Below are 18,100 nucleotides of genomic sequence, written 5' to 3'. Positions count from 1 at the left end.
TCATTGATGCGTCGCCGGTTCGTCGATCTCGCCGATGACCTCGTAGAGTTCGACCTCTTCGGCGCGCCCCTTGGCATGCGCCTGGCCGAGCGGCCGGAACCGGATCACGTCATGGCAGCGCTCATGCACCGCGCGGCTTGCGAGGATCGTCGTACCGTGTTCCTTGTTCATGCCTTCAAGGCGCGAGGCGACGTTGATCGTGTCGCCCATCGCCGTATATTGCAGGCGGTCGGCGGCGCCGACGCTGCCCACCACGGCCGCACCGGTATGGATACCGAAGCGGGTGCGGAATTCCGGCAACCCCTTGCCCACCTGCAGGGCATTGAAGTTTTCGAGCGCCTGCTGCATCGCAAGCGCCGCACGGCACGCCTTTTCGGCATGCCTGTCGTCGTTGATCGGGGCATTCCACATGGCGAAGATCGAATCTCCAAGAAACTGGATGATCGTGCCGTCGTGCCTGTTTACCGCGACGTTGAGGAGATCGAAATATTCCGACAGCATGATCACCACTTCCTCCGGCGAATACTGCTCGCTGATCGCGGTGAAATTGTAGATGTCGGTGAAGAGTGCCGTGACCTCCTGCCGCGCCGCCGTCCGGCGCAAGAATTCGCCGGACTCGATGCCCTTGCGGACGAGCTCCTTCGGCACGTAGAGGCTGAAGGTGAAGATCGCGTCGCGGGCGCGGCTCATGGCACCGCTCAGTGCCGAGATTTCGCGCACGCGGCTGGGGACGTCGATCTCGGTCTGGAAGTCGAGTTCCTGCAGCCGGTAGGCGCTAGTCGTCAGCTGGTTCAGCGACTGTGTGATCACGCCGGCGAGCACCAGCGCCAAAACTATGACCACCACCACGACGCCACCGGCAATCGCCAGTCCCTGGAACAGTTCGTTATATGCCGGTCCAAGGATTTCCTCCAGCGGCGCCGCGATCACCAGCGTATTGCCGGCGAAGAGTTGCGACGTGGTGATCTTCGAGGACATCACGATATAGGTCACGTCGTTGATGCTGACCGCATCGACCCGCCCGTCCTGGGCCTTCAACAACCGGCTCAGCGCTCGGGTCAGGGGATCGACCGTCGCATCGGTTCCGTTCTGCTTGTCGCGCGTCGCAGCGATGATCTTCTGCATCTCGCTGAGGCTGGAATGGATAACCGGCCGGCCTGTCTCATCGGCAATGAACGCCACGGAATGGGTCGTCAGCAGTTCGCCGCGGAGGAAGTTGGTAACGCGGGTGAGGACGACGTCGGCGCCGATGACGATCTTCGAATTACGGGTGTGGCCTTGCGAGATCGTCATACCCAGGGCGCCGGTGACCGCCATCTCGTAGGGGCCGGTGGTGACGGCTTCCGAACCGCCCTCCGCCTTCTGGTACCAGGGCCGGTTGCGCGGATCGAACTCGGCCGGACTGGTGCGTTCGGCCTGCATCCGCTTGCCGGCCTCGTCGAGGAAGAGCACGCGCATCACCGCCTTTCCGGGCTGAGATCTGTCGATCGTCCTGACCGCCAGCATCGCTCCCTTCGGCGCCTCAAGCGCCTTGCGCCATAGCGTTTCCCTCAGGTTGATCGCATGGAAGAACGAGCCGTCCGGATACCCCGCATAGAGCCCATCGACGGTGGGCGAGCGCAGCAGCGCCTCGCGGGCGAAGACCAGCTTGTCATTCAGCCGTTCGGTCGCCGGCGCCAGGAAGGAATTGGCGGCCGAGGCGAAGATATTGACGAAGGTCGCGGTGTCGCCGGAGATCACGGCCAGCCGGTTGACCAGCCGGTCGGAGAAATCGTTCATCCGCTCCTGCACCCGCTCGACCGCGTTCTCGCGGGCACGGACATATCCGATGGAAATCAGCGCGCCCGCCACCACCACGACAAGGCCCACCATCACCACGCTCAGGATCAGCCTGAGCGATGGCCGGCTCCAGCGCCGGTCGGCTTCCTCCAATGCATTGGCCACGCAATATCCCCGGTTCCTGTCCGAGGAGATCGCTCCGTCGACAGCTGATACATTTACGCTCTAGCCGATTTTCAGCGCGGAACGCCAGTGCCTCGCCACGAGCAATAAGCCTATGATCTCGGTTGCTCACATTTTTGAGCTACATCCCCCAGACCACCGCCTGTTCATGTCGCTTGATCAGCGATTTCAGATCCTCGAATGAGGTGCCGATGTACCGCGCGAACTGGTCGATGGCCGGCACGCGCGGTGCATCGGCGCGTTTCAGCAGCCCCAGCGCGCGATCGGGATGGGGGATCGTCACTGGCAGGGCGGTGATCGATTTTTCGTTGCGGAGCGCGAAGACGACGCTGTGCGGCATGATGGTCAAGGCTTGTGATGTCTTGAGATAGTTGACCACGCTCATCAGCGAACCGCCGGAATAGCGGATCTTGATCTCGGTCGCCCCGAAGGATAGCAGCATGCCGCGCAGGTCGGCCATCAGCGGGCTGCCCGGCGGCGGCGCGATCCAGGGGTAATCGAGCAGATGCGCGGGCTGTGGCCGCCGCTTGAGCAGCAGCGGATGCGTGACGCTGCAGGCGATCACGTTGCGGCCGGGCAGGATCTGCTGGAAGGCCATGCCGGAACCCTCGTCGAGAATATCGATCGGGCAGATGGCGAGGTCGATCTGGTCGGCCTGCAGGGCCGCGCGCAGATCGGGGAAATAGCCGTAGGTCAAGTCGACCCGGACATCGGGATGGCGGGTCTGGAACTCCGCGATCATCGGCGCGATCAGCGCATCCATGAAGAACGGCGTGCCGCCAACCCGCACGACTCCGCTCTTGCCGACGCGAAAACTCTCGATAGTTTCCGACGCCTTGCGGCTGGCCGCCAGCATCGCCTTGCCATGTTCAGCGAGCGCCCGCCCCAGCGCCGTGGGCTGCAATGGCCGCTTGCCCCGTACGAACAGCGGCTCGCCGAGCCGCTTCTCGAGCATGGAAATGGTGCGTGACACCGCCGGCTGGGCCAGCCCCAGCAGGGCGGCCCCTTCGGTTACGCCGCCTGATTGGACCACGGCGGCAAGCTGCACGAGATGGCGTTCGTCGAACTTCATAACAAATCGTTATATAGATCGGCAATCAAATCATCAACGGCGTGGTTTGTCTTTGCTACTCTCACCATAAGCCATCATCCGGGAGGGAGAGCATGCGGCAGGCAAAGCCAGCGCCCAGTTTCAGCGAGAGCAATTCCGCTGACATTTTCGCTGAGCGCCTCGCCGGCGCCGAGCAGAAGCCGCTGCCGCAAATCCTCGCCGCCGCCGTCCAGCATCTCCACACCCTGATCCGCGATTTCCGCCCGACGCCGGAGGAATGGAAGCGCGTGATCGCCTTCCTCACAGAGGTCGGCCATGCCAGCGACGAACGCCGCCAGGAATGGGTGCTGTTGTCGGACCTGCTCGGCGCTTCGGCGCTGGTCGAGGAAATCAATTCCCGCCGTCCCAAGGGCGCGACGCCCAATACCGTACGCGGCCCTTTCTATCGCGCCGATGCCCCGCACTATCCGCTCGGTGCTTCGATTTCGCTCGACGGCGTGGGTGAGCCGCTTGTTGTCTCAGGCCGCATTTTGGATCTTGATAGCCACCCGATTGCGGGCGCGGTGATCGAGACATGGCAGGCCAACGCACAGGGCTTTTACGAAAACCAGCAGCCCGACATGCAGCCGGAATTCAATCTGCGCGGCATCTTCAAGGCCGGCCAGGATGGCGCGTTCCACTACGGCACCGTGCGGCCATCAGGCTACGGCGTGCCCGATGACGGGCCGGTCGGCATGCTGTTCAAGCAGGCGGGCTATTCGCTGCGACGGCCCGCGCATCTGCATTTCATGGTCAGCGCGCCGGGCTTCGAACCCATCACCACCCACATCTTCGACGCCAGCGATCCGCATCTCGCCGACGACGCGATCTTCGGCGTCAAGCCGGAACTGGTGGTCGATTTCGAGCCGGCCGGCGGCGGCTGGAAGGCCGACTTAACCTTCGTGATGGCGCGGTCGAAAAATGGAGCGCGCTCATGAGCCGGATATTCACCTATCAGGGCAGTGCAGCACACATCGTTTTCGGCGAGGGCCGCAGCCAGACGGCTGGCGAATGGATCGAGAAACTCGGATGCAAGCGCGCCCTGGTTCTTTCGACGCCGCACCAGAAGGCCGACGCCGAAGCGCTGGCAGCAAGGCTCGGCCCGCTTTCATCAGGCGTCTTCGCCAGTGCGGTGATGCATACGCCTGTGGATGTGACCGAGACCGCCATGCAGGTCGTTCGCGACAGCGGCACCGATTGCGTCGTCTCGCTCGGCGGCGGCTCGACCACTGGCCTGGGCAAGGCGATCGCCTATCGCACCGACCTGCCGCAGATCGTCATTCCCACCACCTATGCCGGTTCGGAAGTGACATCGATCCTCGGCCAGACCGAAGGTGGCCGCAAAACGACGGTCAAGGACCCCAGGATTTTGCCCGAAGTGGTGATCTATGACGCGGGCCTGACCAGCGGCCTGCCGGTTGCGCTGTCGGTCACCTCGGGGCTCAACGCGATGGCGCATGCGCTCGAGGCGCTCTACGCGCAGGACCGCAACCCGATCTCCAGCCTGATGGCGGTGGAGGGTCTGCGTGCCTTCAAGTCCGCGCTGCCAGCTATCGTGGCGACCCCAGGCGACCTCTCTGTCCGGGCAGATGCCCTCTATGGCGCGTGGCTCTGCGGCACGGTGCTCGGCACGGTCGGCATGGCCCTTCATCACAAGATCTGCCACACGCTGGGCGGCACCTTCGATACGCCGCATGCCGAAACGCATGCGATCATGCTGCCGCATACCGCAGCCTTCAATGCCGTAGCGGTGCCCGAACTGCTGGCGCCTGTGGCGGAAATCTTTGGTGGGTCGGTCGGTGGCGGCTTGTGGGATTTCGCCAAGTCGATCGGTGCGCCCATGGCCTTGAAACACCTTGGCCTGACCGAAGCCGATCTCGATCGTGCAAGCCAGATCGCCGTCGAAAACCCCTATTGGAATCCGCGACCGATCGACCGGCAATCGATCCGCGAAGTTTTGCAACAGGCATGGGAAGGCAATCGGCCGGCAGGCAGTTGATTGCGGCCGGATGGAACCAACGAGGGCCGCGAGGAGGCGGCCCTTTCACGCGGGGAGAGAGAAATGCCGATTCTGGAACTGGATGGAGTGTCGAAAAAGTTCGGGGCGTTGACCGTCGCCGAAGCGATTTCGTTCGCCGTCCAGCCCGGCGAGGCGCTCGGCATCATCGGCCCGAACGGCGCCGGCAAATCGACGCTGTTCAACTTGATCACAGGCAATATCGCCACCGACGCCGGCACGATCCGCTTCGAGGGCCACGACGTAACGCGCACGCCGCCGATGCAGCGCTGTTTCGCCGGCATGGGCCGGACGTTCCAGATCCCGCAGCCCTTCGAGCAATTGACGGTGTTCGAGAATCTCGTCGTCGCCGGCAGTTTTGGCGCGCGCAAGACCGAGGGCGAGGTGACCGATCGCTGCGCCGAAATCCTCATCGATACCGGGCTGATCGACAAGGCCAATGCCACCGCCGGCAGCCTCTCCCTGTTGCAAAGAAAACGTCTCGAACTCGCCCGCGCCATGGCGACCGAACCCAAGCTGCTGCTGCTCGACGAGATCGCCGGTGGCCTGACCGAGGGCGAATGCCGGGCGCTGGTCGCCACGATCCGGGGCGTTCATGCCAAGGGCGTCGCGGTGATCTGGATCGAGCATGTGCTGCATGCGCTCAATTCCGTGGTCGAGCGGCTGCTGGTCCTGCATTTCGGCAAGGTGATCGGCATCGGCAAGCCCGACGAGATCATGGCCTCGCGCGATGTGCGGGAGATCTATCTGGGGATCGAGATCTGATGGCCCTGATCGAAACCCGCGCGCTCAAGGCTTTCTACGGCGATTTCCAGGCGCTGTTCGGCGTCGATATCGTGCTCGAACAGGGCGAGACGATCGCCATCATCGGCGCCAATGGTGCCGGCAAGACGACGCTGATGCGCTCGATCGCCGGCGTCCTCAAGAACGATCCCGGTTCCATTCTCTACCGTGACCAGGCGATAGGCGCACTCGCCGCACCCGATGTCATGGGCCGGGGCATCGCCATGGTGCCGGAGGGACGCCGTCTGTTCCCGTCACTGAGCGTCGAGGAAAACCTACAGGTCGGCAATTACGGCCGCAAGGTCGCTGGCCCGTGGAATCTAGAGGCCATCTACGGCCTGTTCCCGATCCTCAAGGAGCGCCGCCACAAGCCCTCGACCGCGCTCTCCGGCGGCCAGCAGCAGATGGTGGCGATCGGCCGGGCGCTGATGTCCAATCCCGAGGTCCTGCTCTGCGACGAGATCAGCCTCGGCCTCGCGCCGGTCGTGGTGCGCGATATCTACGCGGCCTTTCCCCGCATCCGCGAGACGGGTGCGGCGATCGTCATCGTCGAGCAGGATATCGCCCAGGCGCTCAAGGTCGCTGATCGGGTCTATTGCATGATGGAGGGACGCATCACGCTCACCGGCAGGTCGGGCGATCTGCATCGCGACGCCATTCACAAGGCATATTTCGGAGCGGACGGCCATGAACCTGCTTGATACGCTTCTCCAGGGCGTGCTGCTCGGCGGTCTCTATGCGCTGTTTGCGGCGGGGCTCAGCCTTGTCTTCGGCATCATGCGGCTGGTCAATCTCGCCCATGGCGATTTGATCGTGCTGGCCGCTTTCGTGATCCTCGTTCTCGTCTCCGCACTTGGCCTGAATCCTTTTCTCGCAGCATTGGTCGCCGCACCGCTGATGTTCGCGGCCGGCTGGCTGCTGCAGTTCCATCTCCTCAACCGCACGCTGGGCAAGGACATGATGCCGCCGCTGCTGGTCACCTTCGGCCTGTCGATCGTCATCCAGAACGGCTTGCTCGAAGGCTTCACCGCCGACAGCCGGCGTGTCTCGGCTGGATGGCTCGAAACCGCCTCCATCCCGCTCGGCCCGGTCAATGCCGGCGTCATGCCTGTGCTCACATTCGCCTCCGCGATCCTAATTATTGTCGCGCTCAACCAGTTGATCTACCGCACGTCTGTGGGCCGCGCCTTCCGCGCCACGTCGGACGATCCGGTAACGGCCGGCTTGATGGGCATCCGCCCGCAAAGCATCTTCGCGCTCGCCACCGGCCTCGCCATGGTCGTGGTGACGATCGCGGCACTCTATCTCGGCACCCGCGCCAATTTCGATCCCACATCGGGACCGGCACGGCTGATCTATGCTTTCGAGGCGGTCATCATCGGCGGGCTCGGTTCGCTCTGGGGCACGCTCGCCGGCGGCATCATTCTCGGTGTCGCCCAGACGCTCGGCGCGTCGATCAATCCGGAATGGCAGATCCTCGCCGGCCACCTGGCCTTCCTCTTAGTCCTGCTGTTTAAGCCGCGCGGCCTGTTCCCGCGCGCGGTCGATTGAGGTGCCGATGACCACGCTCTCCTCACAGGCATTCAGCGTCGAGACACGCACAAGGGCGTCGTCGGTCTTTGCCGTCGTGGCAGGATTGATCGTGCTGCTGGCGCTGGCCGCGCCGTTGCTGGTGTCGCGAGGGGCGATCCAGGACCTGTTCTTCATCCTCACCATGCTGGTGCTGGCGCAATGCTGGAACCTTCTCGCTGGCTATGCCGGGCTGATCTCGGTCGGCCAGCAATTGTTCGTCGGCTGCGGCGCCTATGCGATGTTCGCGGTCGTGACATTGGCCGGGCTCGATCCGTTTGTGGCTATTCTCGCGGCCGGCGTGTTTGCCGGACTGGTCGCCGTGCCGACCGCCTTCTTCACCTTCCGGCTTTATGGACCCTATTTCGCCATAGGCACCTGGGTGATCGCCGAAGTCGGCCGATTGCTGTTCGCGCAATGGAAGGCACTCGGCGGCGGCACCGGAACCTCGCTGCCACGCGAAGCGGTTCGCGACATGGCCGGCATCGATTTTCTCAAAACCACGTTCGGCATGAAATCGGCGCAGGCGGGCGACGCGCTCACCTATTGGCTGGCGCTGATCCTGGCCGTCGCCTCGATCGGCGTCTTCTACCGGTTGCTGCGCTCCAAGCAGGGCCTCGGCCTTGCCGCGGTCCGCGATAACGAGCAGGCCGCCCGCGCCGTCGGGGTCGATGCGCGGCGCATGAAGGCGCTGGTCTATCTTGTCGCGGCCATCATCACCGGCATGGCCGGCGCGCTGATCTATGTCCAGAAGCAGCGCATCTCGCCGGACGCCGCCTTCTCGCTGCTCGACTGGACGGCCTATGTCATCTTCATCGTGGTGATCGGCGGTATCGGCACGATCGAAGGACCAATCATCGGCGTCATCGTGTTCTTCCTGCTGCAGAACCTGCTGGCCGACTACGGCTCCTGGTACCTGCTGATCCTCGGCACGATCGCCATCGCGACAATGCTGTTTGCGCCCAAAGGCCTCTGGGGGCTGTTCTCGGCCCGCACCGGCATCCAGCTTTTCCCCGTTCGCCGTATCCTCAGGGTGCAGGCTCGGGACATCTCGAACTCACAAGACATCAAGGGAGGCCCGCATGGCTGACATCACGACGGACGTACTCATTATCGGCACCGGGCCGGCGGGATCGGCCACCGCGGCGCTGCTCTCGACCTACGGCGTCGAGAACATGGTGATCAACCGCTACCGGTGGCTCGCCAGCACGCCACGTGCCCACATCACCAACCAGCGCACCATGGAAGTGCTGCGCGATCTCGGCCGCGGCGTGGAGGACGAGGCCTATATGTTCGCGGCCGAGCAGGACCTGATGGGCGAGAACGTCTTCTGCACCTCGCTCACCGGCGAGGAGATCGGCCGGATGAAAAGCTGGGGCAAGCATCCGCTGTCGCGCGCCGAACACCAGCTTTCCTCGCCGAGCCGCATGAACGACCTGCCGCAAACCTTCATGGAACCGCTGCTGTTCAAGACGGCCTGTTCGCGTGGCACACAGGCCCGGATGTCGACGGAATATGTCAGCCACGTGCAGGATGCCGATGGTGTGACCACCACCTGCCGCGACCGCCTGACCGGCAAGGACATCACCATCCGCTCGAAATTCCTGGTCGGTGCCGATGGCGGCAATTCCAAGGTCGCCGAACATGCCGGCCTGACCTACGAGGGCAAGATGGGCGTCGGCGGTTCGATGAACATCCTGTTCGAGGCCGATCTCTCGCGCCATGTCGCCCACCGCCCCTCGGTGCTCTACTGGGTGCTGCAGCCGGGCGCCGATGTCGGCGGCATCGGCATGGGCCTCGTGCGCATGGTGCGCCCATGGAACGAATGGCTGATCGTCTGGGGTTATGACATCAACCAGCCGGCGCCCGAGGTGAACGAGGATTTCGCCATCAGCGTGGTGCGCGATCTCGTCGGCGACCAGGAACTCATGCCGAAGATCAAGTCCGTCTCGACCTGGACGGTCAACAACATGTATGCGACCAAGACCGCCAATGGCCGGGTCTTCTGCATGGGCGACGCCACTCACCGCCACCCGCCATCGAACGGGCTGGGCTCCAACACCTCGATCCAGGATGCGTTCAACCTGGCCTGGAAGCTGGCGGCAGTGCTCAAGGGCCAGGCGGGACCGGCGCTGCTCGACAGTTATGACGCCGAGCGTGCGCCGATCGCCAAGCAGATCGTCACCCGCGCCAACAAGTCGATCGAGGAATTCGGCCCGATCTTCAAGGCGCTCGGCCTGCTCGATTCCGTCGATCCGGTGAAGATGCAGCAGAACATGGACGCCCGCTGCGACGACACCGATGCCGCCGAATTGCAGCGCGCCGCGATCCGCGAGGCGATCGCCTACAAGGTCTACGAATTCGATGCCCATGGCGTCGAGATGAACCAGCGCTACAGGTCGGCCGCCGTCGTCACCGATGGTCAGCCGGAGCCTGCCTTCGAAAAGGATGCCGAGCTGCACTATCAGCCGACGACCTGGCCCGGCGCGCGGCTGCCGCATGCCTGGCTGTTCGGTCATGCCGGCGAGAAAGTCTCGACGCTCGACCTCACCGGCCATGGTAGCTTCACGATCCTCACCGGCATCGGCGGCGACGGCTGGGTTCAGGCCGCGAAGGTGCTCGGCAAAGAGTTCGGCATGACCATCACAGTCCATAAGATCGGCCCGCGCCAACAGTGGCAGGACCTCGTCGGCGATTGGGCCAATGCACGCGAGATCCGCGATTCCGGCGCGCTGTTGGTGAGGCCCGATCATCATGTCGCCTGGCGCGCGGAAGGCATGGTCGCCGACCCGGAATCCGAACTCCGCCGCGTTCTCAACTCCATCCTGAAAAAGTGAGATGACCATGGAAGCGCATGAAAGAGGCTTCTTCACTGAGGAAGATTCCGTCGCGGTCGTCACCGGCCGCAATCAGAAGGCTAAGGACGAACGGCTGAAACAGGTGATGGAAGTCGTCACCCGCAAGCTGCACGAGGCGGCAAAAGAGATCGAACCGACGCAGGACGAGTGGATGCAGGCGATCCTGTTCCTCACCCGCACCGGCCAGATCTGCAACGAGTGGCGGCAGGAATATATCCTGCTGTCGGATGTGCTCGGCGTCTCGATGCTGGTCGACGCGATCAACAACCGTAAGCCCTCGGGCGCATCGGAAAGCACGGTGCTCGGCCCCTTCCACGTCGCCGACGCGCCGGAATTGCCGATGGGCGCCAATATCTGCCTCGATGCCAAGGGCGAGGATATGTTCATCGAGGGCCGCATCCTCGATACCGAGGGCAGGCCGGTCGCTGACGCCGTCATCGATGTCTGGCAGGCCAATGACGAAGGCTTCTACGATGTCCAGCAGAAGGGGATCCAGCCGGATTTCAACCTGCGCGGCATTTTCCGCACCGGCCCGGATGGCCGCTACTGGTTCCGGGCCGTCAAGCCGAAATACTACCCGATCCCCGATGATGGCCCCGTGGGCCAGCTGCTCGGCCAACTCGGCCGCCATCCCTATCGGCCTGCGCACCTGCATTACATCATCAAGGCCGATGGCTACGATACGCTGGTCACGCACATCTTCGATCCCGATGACCCCTACATCAATTCCGACGCGGTGTTCGGCGTGAAGGAGAGCCTACTCGCCAGGTTCAACAAGGTCGATGATCCCACGCGGGCGCGGGAATACGGCTTCGCCAGCGATTTCTGGGATGTGGATTATGATTTCGTCCTCGCCCGGAAAGGCGAGGCTTGAATGTTCAGGCCATCGGCCGGCGGTCGCGTTCGGCCATGAATGGTCCGTGCGCCCAAGGAATGGCGCTGTCTTGCTTTTCGATCATCCGGCGCAGTTCGGAGAATTCCCGCCGGAGATGGCCGATGAACTTGCGGCTCGCCGGATTGGCATAGGGCTTGCGCTTGGTCATGACGCCGAGCGCGCGCTCGGGCTGCGGGATGTCGAGCGGAATGACAGTGATCTTGTTTTCACCGCGGAAGGAAAAGGCCACAGAAAACGGCATCAGGGCGAGCGCATCGGTGCCGATCAGGTAATTGATGACGCTGAGAAGCGATCCGCCCGCATAGCGGATCGCCACCTCCGATATGCCGAGCGTGATCAGGATGTTGTGCAGGTCCAGAACCAGCGGCGACCCCGGCAGCGGCGCCACCCATGGATAATGGACGATGTCCTCGATGGCGATCGTCCGCTTGTGCACCAGGGGATGGCCGACGCTGCAGGCCAGCACGTTGCGGGCAGACAGAATGGGTTCGAACGCGTAATCCGCCCTGAGATCCGATGCGCCGGTCGGGGTGACCGCGAGATCGATCTGCCCGGATTCCAGGCCCGCCATCAGGTCTGGATAATTGCCATAGGATTGGTCGATCATGATCCCCGGTTCGCTTCTCTGGAAAGAGGCGACCATCGGCGAGATCACGGCATCCATGAAGAACGGCACGCCGCCAAGCCGGACCCGCCCCGACGAGCCCGATTTGAAGCTGCGGATGATCTCGTCGGCCTTTCTCGACGACGACAGGATCGCCTTCCCCTGCTGGCCAAGCTGTTCGCCGAGCGGCGTCGGCTGCATGGGCCTGCGTCCCGCGATGAAGAGCTCCTCGCCGATCCGTTTCTCAAGGTTGGAAATGGTGCGTGACACTGCCGACTGGGTCATGCCGAGCAGGGCGGCACCCTCGGTTACGCCGCCGGTTTCGATCACGGCGGCTAGTTGGACGAGATGTCGTTCATCGATCTTCATAGCAAATTGCTATAATGGTTATGAGTATTCGCAACAAGGGGGCATTCGTGAAGTGTATAGTCCATCATCTCTGGGGTGACACGCGGGAGACGTGCCGGAGATTGGGATTGGATCCTTGAGGAGGAGAACGACGCGATGGCTTTCATCAGCGGATATCACCATTTGACGCTCAGCACCGATGGCGTGCAGGAAGATTACGATTTCTACACCAAGATATTGGGTCTCTATTCGGTGAAACGGACCGTGCTGTTCGACGGCACCATTCCCGTCTATCACCTCTATTACGGCTCGCGCGACGGCGATGCCTCCACCATCATCACCACCTTTCCCTTCCGCAAGCCGGCGGTCTTCGGTCGGCGCGGCACCAACCAGTCAAAGATCATCCAGCAGGCCATCCCCGTCGGTTCGGCCGATTACTGGGTCGACCGCCTGAACGCCAAGGGCATCGAGGCGGCGAAGTTCAGCCGCTTCGGCCTGACCCGCGTCGGCTTCAAGCATCCCTGCGGCATTCCGCACGAACTGGTGGAAAGCCCGGCCGACACGCGGCCCTCGATCGTCAACGAGGCGCAGGGCGTCGCCGCTGAACACGGCATCAAGGGCATTTACGGTGCAGCGATCGCCGTCTTCGACCGTACATCGATGGATGATTTCCTCACAGTCGGTCTGTCGATGAAAAAGGAAGCCGACAGCGACGAGGGCCTGATGTTCTCGGTGCCGAATAATGCCGGTCCGAGCAGCATGGTCGAGATCCTGCACGAGCCGAACGATCGCCAGGGCACCTGGACGCTCGCTGGCGGCACCATCCACCACCTTGCGCTCAACACGCTGAACGAAGAGAACCAGCTGACGCTCAAGGCCCATCTCGAAGGCCTCGGCTTCACCGATGTTTCGGACCAGAAGGACCGCAACTACTTCAAGTCCTGCTATGTCCGCTCGCCGGGCGGCGCACTGTTCGAAATCGCCTGGTCCGTCGAAGGCGGCTGGGCACTCGACGAGCCCCCGGGCAAGATCGGCACGACGCTGGTGTTTCCGCCGTGGTTCGAGGATCGCCGCGAAGAACTGACCGCCGGGCTCGAACCCGCCAACTTTTGAGCAGCGCCATGGAGATGCATGATGCTCCACTGCGTCTGGGCGTGCCGCTCGCGGAGGCGAAAGTTCTTTGCGTATTCGTCCACGGGCGCACCCAGGCACCCGAGGATATGCGCGAGCAGGTCGTCGAGCGCCTCAAGACATCAGGCGTTTCGTTCGTGCTGCCTCGCGCCGCCGGCAACAGCTGGTACGATGCCCGCGCCACCGATCCGCTGACGGACGAGTCGCGCCGCCAGCTCAACGCCTCGCTTGTCCATGTCCGCGACATCGTCACCGATTTCGCCAGGAATGCCGGACGCTCACTGCCGATGCTCGTCGGCGGCTTCAGCCAGGGCGCCTGCCTGACACTGGAATACGCGATGAAATACGGGCCTTGGGATGGAGGGATGGTGAACCTCACCGGCTGCCGCGTCGGCACGCCGAGCTGCGACCGGCCTTTCGCCGATCTCGATCGCATGCCGGTCTATCTCACCGGCTCCGACAAGGATCCTTGGATACCGGTCGAGGCATTTGCCGGGGCCGCCGAAGCGCTCGGTAAGGCGCGCGCCGAATTGCGTTGCGACATCTTTCCGGACAGGGGGCATGAAGCGTCTGACACGGAACTGGTGCAGCTCGATGAAATACTGGCGGGGCTGGCCTCCGGCAGGAAACCGTTCCGGCCGGCTGCCGGATAGTCACGCATTCGCATGCGTCATGGTGGGAGAAAAACATGATAAAGCGGAGAACACTTCTGAAAGGCACAGCCGCGATGGCGGTGGGAACCTCGTTTGGGGCCTTTCCGGCGCCGGCGATCTCGCAGAATGCCAAGATCAAGCTGGGCTACGTCAGCCCGCAGACCGGACCGCTTGCGGCATTTGCCGAGAGCGACAAGTTCAATATCGACGCCTTCCTGGCGACCGATATCGGCAAGAACTTCGATATCATCGTCAAGGACAGCCAGTCCAATTCCAACCGCGCCGCCGAGGTCGCCAAGGAACTCATCGTTTCCGACAAGATCAACCTGATGCTTGTGGCATCGACGCCGGAAAACACCAATCCGGTCGCCACCACCTGCGAGGCGGAGGAAATTCCCTGCATCTCGACAAAGGCACCGTGGCAGCCCTGGTTCATCGGCCAGCAGGGCAATCCTGGCGATCCGGCATCCTGGAAGCCGTTCAACTTCGCCTACCATTATTTCTGGGGTCTCGAGGATATCATCGCCGTCTTCACCAACATGTGGGCGCAGCTCGACACCAACAAGAAAGTCGGCGGCCTGTTCCCCAACGATGGTGACGGCAATGCCTGGGGCGACCCCCAGAACGGCCTGAAACCGGGGCTCGCAGCCGTCGGATTCGAACTCAACGATCCCGGCCGCTACCAGAATCTGAGCGACGATTTCACCGCACAGATCAACGCCTTCAAGGCAGCCGGCAGCGACATCATCACCGGCGTCGTGATCCCGCCTGATTTCACCACCTTCTGGAACCAGGCCAAGCAGCAGGGCATGAAGCCGAAGGCGGTCACCGTCGCCAAGGCGATCCTGTTTCCGCAGTCGGTCGAGGCGCTCGGTGAAAACGGCCACAACCTGTCGTCCGAGGTCTGGTGGTCGGCCAGCCATCCCTTCAAGTCATCCGTCAGCGGCCAATCGTCGGCGGAACTAGCTGCCGAATTCACCGCCAAGACCGGCAGGCCGTGGACCCAGCCGATCGGCTTCATCCACTCGCTGTTCGAAATGGCGTCGAGCGTCATGGGCAGGGTCGAGGACGTCACCGACGCCGAGGCGGTCGCAGCGGCAATCGCCGCCTCCAAGGTCGACACGGTCGTCGGCCATATCGAGTGGAACGGTGCCGGCCTGCCGCCTTTCGCGGCCAAGAACGTCGCCAAGACGCCGCTGGTCGGTGGCCAGTGGCGCCGTCAGCCGGATGGCAAGTTCGAACTGGTCATCGTCGACAATAAGACCGCCACCTTCATCCCGGCTGGCGGAACCATGGAACCGTTGGCCTGACAGGACGGCGTTCAGGATCGAGGCCAGCGGATTTCAGGATCTCGCTGGCCTCGTCTTTTTCGCAAGCCACCCATCGCATGGGATCACCAGTTCAAGCGGTCTTCTCCTGCTTCCCATTCACGCGATAAGCCAATTGGGCGCGTGTCAGCCCGAGCAACCGCGCCGCCGCTGACAGATTTCCGCCCGCCCGTTCGAGGGCCGCGCGATAGACAGATTGCTCGAAGTCAGGTAGTGAAAACACCTGTGATTCCATAAGGTTGTCGAGTAGCGGCGAAAATGCAGCACTCCCTTGGCCACCAATAGCCGGCGGGTCAGTGAGCCGCGAAAGCTGCGCCGCGATCTCCTTCCCGGTGATGCGGTTCTTGCCCGCATGGCCCGCAAGTACAGTGGTCAACACGCCACGCATCTGGTGCAGATTGCCCGGCCAGGCAAACTCTTCGATCCATTTCGTCGCTCCATTGTCCAGAGCGGGTGGCTCCATACCCATCCGCGCGGCAATCATCGGCAGCAATTCGATCACGATCTCGGCGCGCTGACCGATCCGCTCGGCGAAGGTCGGCAGGCGTATTGTCAGCGCCGAAAGCGCCGAACGGAGCTCAGTCGACAGGCCAGGAAAACCAGTCCGGCCTTCGTCCCACAAGGCGATGATGCGCGGCCCGCCGCCGAGAATTCCGTCCTCGATCGAACGTGCGAGTTGCGGCTGGAGCTCGGCCGGAATATTCTCTACGCCATCGATCAGGATCGTCTCTCCACCAGCTTTTCGCTTGGCCGACTTGCCGGGGCGGGCGATTTCCATGCAGAATTCAAGATCGACCTGCGCGCCGAAAATCCGTTTCATCTCCGTGGCGTGCATCGCGGACGCATTATGAAGATAGCGCGCCGCCCGGCTCCGGCCTGAGCCGGAGGCGCCGGCGACAAGAACCGGCAGTGCCATCGGCGCCAGCCAGTCGAGCTGCGAACGAACCGGCGCGAGCAGCACCCGGTCAAGTCCGCCAAGCGATTGTTCGCCTGCAGGCAAGCCGGCTTTGCGCAGTGGGACGGATGGCGCCGGCTCTGGCGTAGCTATGATCCGCTCGCGAAACAGCGCGACTTCGGGATCGGAGGCGCCCCATCCATCGGCATGCTTGCCGACGACGCGGCAATGGCTGTGACCCTGGCCGGCACATTCGACCTCCTTGTAGACGATCAGGGTGTCGAAGAATTCGCTCGCATAGCCCGAGGCGTAACCGAGCTGCGTCCAGCAGACAGGGTCGGGGGAGGGCCTGTTGCTGCTGCGGAACTCCGCTGCCTCGGCGCTGTCGTGCCAGAGGAACTCGGCCGTAAGTTTCTGCTTACGGAAATCGTAAGTGTTGAACACCGTTTCCACCCGCACCACGCCGCTGAATGTGTGAAGCCTTGTGCCGGCCGTAAAGGCATCGCGCGCGTCGAGATTGGGCCAGCTGGCGCGGACGAAACGCGCGTCGGATTGTCCCGACAGGAAGCCCAGCCGCATCAGGAAGATTCGCGTCTCATGTGTACCGATCATGCGCGTGAGTTCGCGCCGGAGCAGGCTGCTGACGGCCGTTCGCTGCATGACGATGCGATCGCCGTTGAGGCTGATCATCCCATTGCTGGGATTGAAAACGATGCTGGACAGCAATTCCCGGACCGTTGGACTGCCGCCGCGATCCAGCACTTTCGACGTCTCGATCGGAGCCCTCAAGACATGCCCTCCCCAGGTCACGGAAGCTTGGATTCGTAGCTTGCGATTTTTCATCAAATGGTCAAGCGGAATTGATGATTTCATCAATCACGTTGGTCATAATCAGTCTTCGCAGTGCAATAAAAATACAAAATAAATCCTCTAATATCAATTGCTTATGATTTTTATCGCGTGAAGAGAAATTGATATGGCTCAATCATTTGACAGGGCCACCCTTTTGGCAGTCCTTATCATTCCAAGGAAATCAAAACCGCTGCCCGGGAGGGGCGGACGAGCGTCGGGAGAGGACAAGTCGATTGGGTGCGAGGTCGCCCGATCGGGTCTCTCGGGCTGCGGCATGGGAGCTGGCATGACGACTTTACAGGATATGTTCGACGTACGTGGAAAGTCGGTCATCGTGACCGGCGGGGCAAGCGGGATCGGCCGCGCCTATGCCGAAGTCATGGCCGACAACGGCGCGAATGTATGCATATTCGACATCGATGCGAACCGTCTGGATGCGGTCGTGACGGAAATGAATGGTGCCCGCGGCGATGTCTGGGGCCAGGTGATCGACGTCAGCGATCGTGCCGCGATGGCCACAGTCTTTGATGCCGTGGCGAGCAGAAATGGCCGCATCGACGTGGTCTTCGCCAATGCGGGTATCGATGCCGGTCCGGGCTTTCTCTCGACCGAGGGGAGCCGCATTCCCGAAGGCGCAATCGACGTGCTGGACGATCATCACTGGGACAGGGTGATCGAGGTCAATCTCACGTCGGTCTACACAACGGTGAAGCACGCCGCGCGGCACATGAAGAAAACCGGCGGCGGCAGGATCATCGTCACATCGTCGATCGCAGCCCAGATCAACGAGGCGATCGTCGGCACGCCCTACATGCCGGCCAAGGCAGGCGTCGATCATTTCGTCCGCCAGATGGCGATGGAACTCGGCGCACACGGCATCCTGATCAACTGCATTTCGCCCGGCCCCTTCATGACCAATATCGCCGGCGGCCGGTTGAAGATCGCCGCCGACCGCAAGGCCTTCGAGGCGCAATCGCTGATCGGCCGCATCGGCGATACCGAGGATATCAAAGGGCTGGCGCTCTACCTGGCTTCGCCGTGCTCGTCCTACGTGACAGGAAGCCAGATCGTCATCGATGGCGGCGCAATGCACCGCATCAAGTGAATGAAGCGAC

Annotated in this window: 16 protein-coding genes; 12 read left to right on the top strand and 4 right to left on the bottom strand. The window is 62.7% G+C overall.

Annotated elements, in window-relative coordinates:
- Positions 1-1,944 (bottom strand): adenylate/guanylate cyclase domain-containing protein, encoded by a 1,944-nt coding sequence (locus ACSQ26_RS20125; RefSeq protein WP_436011983.1) that lies wholly within the window; start codon positions 1,942-1,944, stop codon positions 1-3.
- Between the two features lie 139 nt (positions 1,945-2,083).
- Positions 2,084-3,034 carry a LysR family transcriptional regulator gene (locus ACSQ26_RS20120; protein WP_436011981.1) on the bottom strand — a complete coding sequence of 317 codons (951 nt, stop codon included), beginning with the start codon at positions 3,032-3,034 and terminating at the stop codon, positions 2,084-2,086.
- A 92-nt stretch (positions 3,035-3,126) separates the two neighbouring features.
- On the opposite strand from ACSQ26_RS20120, the gene ACSQ26_RS20115 reads away from it, so the two are divergent.
- The 8 genes from ACSQ26_RS20115 (at position 3,127) to ACSQ26_RS20080 (ending at position 11,153) form a co-directional block, all read left to right on the top strand.
- Positions 3,127-3,990 (top strand): dioxygenase, encoded by an 864-nt coding sequence (locus ACSQ26_RS20115; RefSeq protein ID WP_436011979.1) that lies wholly within the window; start codon positions 3,127-3,129, stop codon positions 3,988-3,990.
- Positions 3,987-5,051, top strand: a complete 1,065-nt coding sequence (locus tag ACSQ26_RS20110) for a maleylacetate reductase (RefSeq protein WP_436011977.1) — start codon at positions 3,987-3,989, stop codon at positions 5,049-5,051. Before ACSQ26_RS20115 ends, ACSQ26_RS20110 begins: the two co-directional genes overlap by 4 nt.
- A gap of 63 nt (positions 5,052-5,114) precedes the next feature.
- Positions 5,115-5,834 carry an ABC transporter ATP-binding protein gene (locus ACSQ26_RS20105; RefSeq protein ID WP_436011975.1) on the top strand — a complete coding sequence of 240 codons (720 nt, stop codon included), beginning with the start codon at positions 5,115-5,117 and terminating at the stop codon, positions 5,832-5,834.
- Positions 5,834-6,553: an ABC transporter ATP-binding protein gene (locus ACSQ26_RS20100; protein WP_436011973.1), complete on the top strand. Its 720-nt coding sequence runs from the start codon at positions 5,834-5,836 to the stop codon at positions 6,551-6,553. The genes ACSQ26_RS20105 and ACSQ26_RS20100 overlap by 1 nt, the downstream gene beginning before the upstream one ends.
- Complete coding sequence (locus ACSQ26_RS20095) at positions 6,540-7,403, top strand: branched-chain amino acid ABC transporter permease (protein WP_436011971.1); 864 nt, start codon at positions 6,540-6,542, stop codon at positions 7,401-7,403. The genes ACSQ26_RS20100 and ACSQ26_RS20095 overlap by 14 nt, the downstream gene beginning before the upstream one ends.
- Positions 7,404-7,410: 7 nt before the next feature.
- Positions 7,411-8,511 (top strand): branched-chain amino acid ABC transporter permease, encoded by a 1,101-nt coding sequence (locus ACSQ26_RS20090; RefSeq protein WP_436011969.1) that lies wholly within the window; start codon positions 7,411-7,413, stop codon positions 8,509-8,511.
- Complete coding sequence (locus tag ACSQ26_RS20085) at positions 8,504-10,258, top strand: FAD-dependent oxidoreductase (protein ID WP_436011967.1); 1,755 nt, start codon at positions 8,504-8,506, stop codon at positions 10,256-10,258. The genes ACSQ26_RS20090 and ACSQ26_RS20085 overlap by 8 nt, the downstream gene beginning before the upstream one ends.
- Before the next feature lie 7 nt (positions 10,259-10,265).
- Positions 10,266-11,153, top strand: coding sequence for an intradiol ring-cleavage dioxygenase (locus tag ACSQ26_RS20080; protein ID WP_436011965.1), 888 nt, complete (start codon positions 10,266-10,268; stop codon positions 11,151-11,153).
- A gap of 4 nt (positions 11,154-11,157) precedes the next feature.
- Here ACSQ26_RS20080 and ACSQ26_RS20075 read toward each other — a convergent pair whose 3' ends face one another.
- Positions 11,158-12,147, bottom strand: a complete 990-nt coding sequence (locus ACSQ26_RS20075) for a LysR family transcriptional regulator (protein WP_436011963.1) — start codon at positions 12,145-12,147, stop codon at positions 11,158-11,160.
- A 135-nt stretch (positions 12,148-12,282) separates the two neighbouring features.
- Between ACSQ26_RS20075 and ACSQ26_RS20070 the strand changes: the two genes are divergently transcribed.
- The 3 genes from ACSQ26_RS20070 to ACSQ26_RS20060 are packed head-to-tail and all read left to right on the top strand — an operon-like array spanning position 12,283 to position 15,220.
- Complete coding sequence (locus tag ACSQ26_RS20070; RefSeq protein ID WP_258160214.1) at positions 12,283-13,239, top strand: VOC family protein; 957 nt, start codon at positions 12,283-12,285, stop codon at positions 13,237-13,239.
- Positions 13,240-13,247: 8 nt separating this feature from the next.
- A complete protein-coding gene (locus tag ACSQ26_RS20065) occupies positions 13,248-13,910 on the top strand; it encodes an alpha/beta hydrolase (protein ID WP_436011961.1) in 663 nt (220 codons plus the stop codon).
- Between the two features lie 35 nt (positions 13,911-13,945).
- Complete coding sequence (locus ACSQ26_RS20060; RefSeq protein ID WP_436011959.1) at positions 13,946-15,220, top strand: ABC transporter substrate-binding protein; 1,275 nt, start codon at positions 13,946-13,948, stop codon at positions 15,218-15,220.
- 91 nt (positions 15,221-15,311) lie between these two features.
- Here the strand turns inward: ACSQ26_RS20060 and ACSQ26_RS20055 are convergent, their stop codons facing one another.
- Positions 15,312-16,922, bottom strand: coding sequence for a XylR N-terminal domain-containing protein (locus ACSQ26_RS20055; protein ID WP_436011957.1), 1,611 nt, complete (start codon positions 16,920-16,922; stop codon positions 15,312-15,314).
- 349 nt (positions 16,923-17,271) lie between these two features.
- Between ACSQ26_RS20055 and ACSQ26_RS20050 the strand changes: the two genes are divergently transcribed.
- The gene (locus tag ACSQ26_RS20050; RefSeq protein ID WP_436011955.1) at positions 17,272-18,090 is read left to right on the top strand and encodes an SDR family NAD(P)-dependent oxidoreductase; all 819 of its coding nucleotides are present in this window, start codon (positions 17,272-17,274) and stop codon (positions 18,088-18,090) included.
- The last annotated feature ends 10 nt before the right edge of the window (positions 18,091-18,100 follow it).

It is taken from the genome of Rhizobium sp. LjRoot254 (assembly GCF_964254105.1).
Taxonomy (GTDB): domain Bacteria; phylum Pseudomonadota; class Alphaproteobacteria; order Rhizobiales; family Rhizobiaceae; genus Rhizobium_E.
Note: the sequence above shows the minus strand (reverse complement) of the source record. Positions and strands in the feature narration are given on the sequence as shown.

Coding starts and splice junctions, on each gene's coding strand:
- ACSQ26_RS20120 (WP_436011981.1), bottom strand. CDS start 3,034: ATGAAGTTCGACGAACGCCATCTCGTGCAGCTTGCCGCCGTGGTCCAA.
- ACSQ26_RS20115 (WP_436011979.1), top strand. CDS start 3,127: ATGCGGCAGGCAAAGCCAGCGCCCAGTTTCAGCGAGAGCAATTCCGCT.
- ACSQ26_RS20110 (WP_436011977.1), top strand. CDS start 3,987: ATGAGCCGGATATTCACCTATCAGGGCAGTGCAGCACACATCGTTTTC.
- ACSQ26_RS20105 (WP_436011975.1), top strand. CDS start 5,115: ATGCCGATTCTGGAACTGGATGGAGTGTCGAAAAAGTTCGGGGCGTTG.
- ACSQ26_RS20100 (WP_436011973.1), top strand. CDS start 5,834: ATGGCCCTGATCGAAACCCGCGCGCTCAAGGCTTTCTACGGCGATTTC.
- ACSQ26_RS20095 (WP_436011971.1), top strand. CDS start 6,540: ATGAACCTGCTTGATACGCTTCTCCAGGGCGTGCTGCTCGGCGGTCTC.
- ACSQ26_RS20090 (WP_436011969.1), top strand. CDS start 7,411: ATGACCACGCTCTCCTCACAGGCATTCAGCGTCGAGACACGCACAAGG.
- ACSQ26_RS20085 (WP_436011967.1), top strand. CDS start 8,504: ATGGCTGACATCACGACGGACGTACTCATTATCGGCACCGGGCCGGCG.
- ACSQ26_RS20080 (WP_436011965.1), top strand. CDS start 10,266: ATGGAAGCGCATGAAAGAGGCTTCTTCACTGAGGAAGATTCCGTCGCG.
- ACSQ26_RS20075 (WP_436011963.1), bottom strand. CDS start 12,147: ATGAAGATCGATGAACGACATCTCGTCCAACTAGCCGCCGTGATCGAA.
- ACSQ26_RS20070 (WP_258160214.1), top strand. CDS start 12,283: ATGGCTTTCATCAGCGGATATCACCATTTGACGCTCAGCACCGATGGC.
- ACSQ26_RS20065 (WP_436011961.1), top strand. CDS start 13,248: ATGGAGATGCATGATGCTCCACTGCGTCTGGGCGTGCCGCTCGCGGAG.
- ACSQ26_RS20060 (WP_436011959.1), top strand. CDS start 13,946: ATGATAAAGCGGAGAACACTTCTGAAAGGCACAGCCGCGATGGCGGTG.
- ACSQ26_RS20050 (WP_436011955.1), top strand. CDS start 17,272: ATGACGACTTTACAGGATATGTTCGACGTACGTGGAAAGTCGGTCATC.